Source organism: Collinsella sp. LCP19S3_C9 (genome assembly GCF_052121575.1).
Classification (GTDB): domain Bacteria; phylum Actinomycetota; class Coriobacteriia; order Coriobacteriales; family Coriobacteriaceae; genus Collinsella.
This window is the reverse complement of sequence record NZ_JBQKDZ010000029.1, coordinates 1-2,180: the sequence shown is the minus strand read 5'-3', so window position 1 is coordinate 2,180 and position 2,180 is coordinate 1. Positions and strand designations below refer to the sequence as shown.

The window sequence follows — 2,180 nt, the reverse complement described above, 5'->3', positions numbered from 1 at the left end:
GCCCGTGGGAGGCCAGGGCGCCGCTGACCGGTGGACGGCACCGAGCCGTCATCGAGAATCGAGAAGGGGGAGGCCTCGCGGCCTCCCCCTTTTTCGTTTCTCAGGCAATTTAACTAAATGACATTTTTTACAACGATATCATCTGCCGTCTTATTCAGACGTTCACCGTTCTCTTGACAGTCTCACGCACTCAATGGATTACTATCTACTTAAGCGTGATACTGCGCTTGACCTGTTTTAGGCGGGCCGTTTTATTGCTTATGAAGGAAGGACGCACATGGCAGATGTTCACGAGCTGCTTGATACTTGGATTGCCAATGTCAAGGATGATGAGCTGCTGACCGAGCTCAACACGATGAAGGAGCAGGGTGACGAGGATGCCATCACCGATGCCTTCTTCCAGGATCTTGCCTTCGGCACCGCTGGCCTGCGTGGCACGATCGGTGCTGGCACTAACCGTATGAATATCTATACGGTCGGCCGTGCAACGCAGGGTTTCGCCGACTATCTCAATGCGACTTTTGAGCATCCGACGGTTGCCATTGCTCGCGATAGCCGCAATAAGGGCGAATTGTTCGTCAAGACAACGGCTGCTATTCTTGCGGCAAATGGTGTCACCGCCCTTGTGTATCCTAAGATTTCCCCGGTGCCTACGCTATCTTGGGCCGTCCGCGACCTTAAGTGCTCCGGTGGCATTTGCATGACCGCGAGCCATAACCCTGCGCCCTATAACGGCTATAAGGCCTATGGCCCCGACGGCTGCCAGATCACTAGCGAGGCCGCCGATGCAATTTCTAAGGCTATTGCCGAGACCGATACGTTCACTGGTGTGAAGTCCATGGACTTCGATGAGGCTCTTGAGCAGGGTCTGGTCAAATGGATCGACGACTCGTGCCTCGAGCGTTATTACGACGCCGTTCTCGCGCGCGGCGTGACCAACCTTTCTGCCGAGGAGATCGCTGGCGCTCCGCTTAAGCTCGTCTACACTCCGCTCAACGGCACTGGCCTCATTCCCGTCACGACGGTGCTCGAGCGCGCCGGCATCACCGATGTCACGGTTGTTCCCGAGCAGAAGGACCCGAACGGCGATTTCCCGACCTGCCCGTATCCTAACCCCGAGATCCGTCAGGCCATGCAGAAGGGAATCGACCTGTGCGAGCAGGTTCACCCCGATCTGCTGCTTGCAACCGATCCTGACGCCGACCGTGTTGGCGTTGCTGTTAAGAATGGTGATGACTATCTGCTGCTGACCGGCAATGAGATGGGCGTTCTGCTGCTCGACTATATCTGCAAGACCCGTGCTGCCCGCGGCGAGGATCTCACCAAGAAGGTCGCGGTTACTACCATTGTTTCTTCTGCCATGGTCGATGCTCTGGCCGAGGAGTATGGCTTTGAGCTCCGTCGCTGCCTGACGGGCTTCAAGTACATCGGTGACATCATTACCTCGCTTTCCGATGCTGGTGAAGTCGATCGCTTTATCTTCGGTTTCGAGGAGAGCTACGGTTATCTGGCCGGCGACCACGTGCGCGACAAGGACGCCGTGAGCACTTCGCTGCTCATTTGCCAGATGGCGCAGTATTACAAGCTCCAGGGCAAGAACCTTGCCGATGCGATGCACGAGCTGTACGAGAAGTATGGCTACTATCACAACAAGACGATTTCGCTGAGCTATCCGGGCGCTGAGGGTGCGGCAAAGATGGCCGGCATCATGGCTGGTCTGCGCGAGAACCCGCCCGCGGAGCTCGCAGGCTCCAAGATCGAGGCCGTTGTGGATTACAACACGTGCGTGAACGGCCTGCCGAAGGCTAATGTCATTGAGTTCGATCTTGAGGGTGGCAACAAGGGTATTGTCCGTCCTTCCGGCACCGAGCCCAAGATCAAGCTGTACATCTTCGCTAAGGGCGCGGATGCCGCCGAGGCTGATGCAGCACTTGACGCGATTGAGGAGTCAGGTCGCAAGCTGTTGGCCTAAGGCTTTGAAAGCCTATTTCTATAGATAGACGAAAAAGGGGATCTCGGAAACGAGGTCCCCTCTCTATTACTGCTAAATACAGCTGAGAATCCCAAACTGTGTAGGAGTTGTGTGCAACCAGATTCCCGCCCCGCGGGCCCCTCCGGTCTGGCAATATATCTCCTTGCCGCGCGGCCCGGTCGGACCGGGAACCGGCGCAGGCGTGCAC

At 56.7% G+C, this 2,180-nt stretch carries 1 protein-coding gene; it reads left to right on the top strand.

What is annotated here, in order from left to right; all coding sequences use genetic code 11:
* Positions 1-277: 277 nt before the first annotated feature.
* Positions 278-1,972: a phospho-sugar mutase gene (locus tag ACTQXI_RS08815; protein WP_154518687.1), complete on the top strand. Its 1,695-nt coding sequence runs from the start codon at positions 278-280 to the stop codon at positions 1,970-1,972.
* Positions 1,973-2,180: the final 208 nt, after the last annotated feature.

Bases quoted from the DNA above. Each gene is read 5' to 3' on its own strand.
- ACTQXI_RS08815 (WP_154518687.1), top strand. From the start codon at position 278: ATGGCAGATGTTCACGAGCTGCTTGATACTTGGATTGCCAATGTCAAG.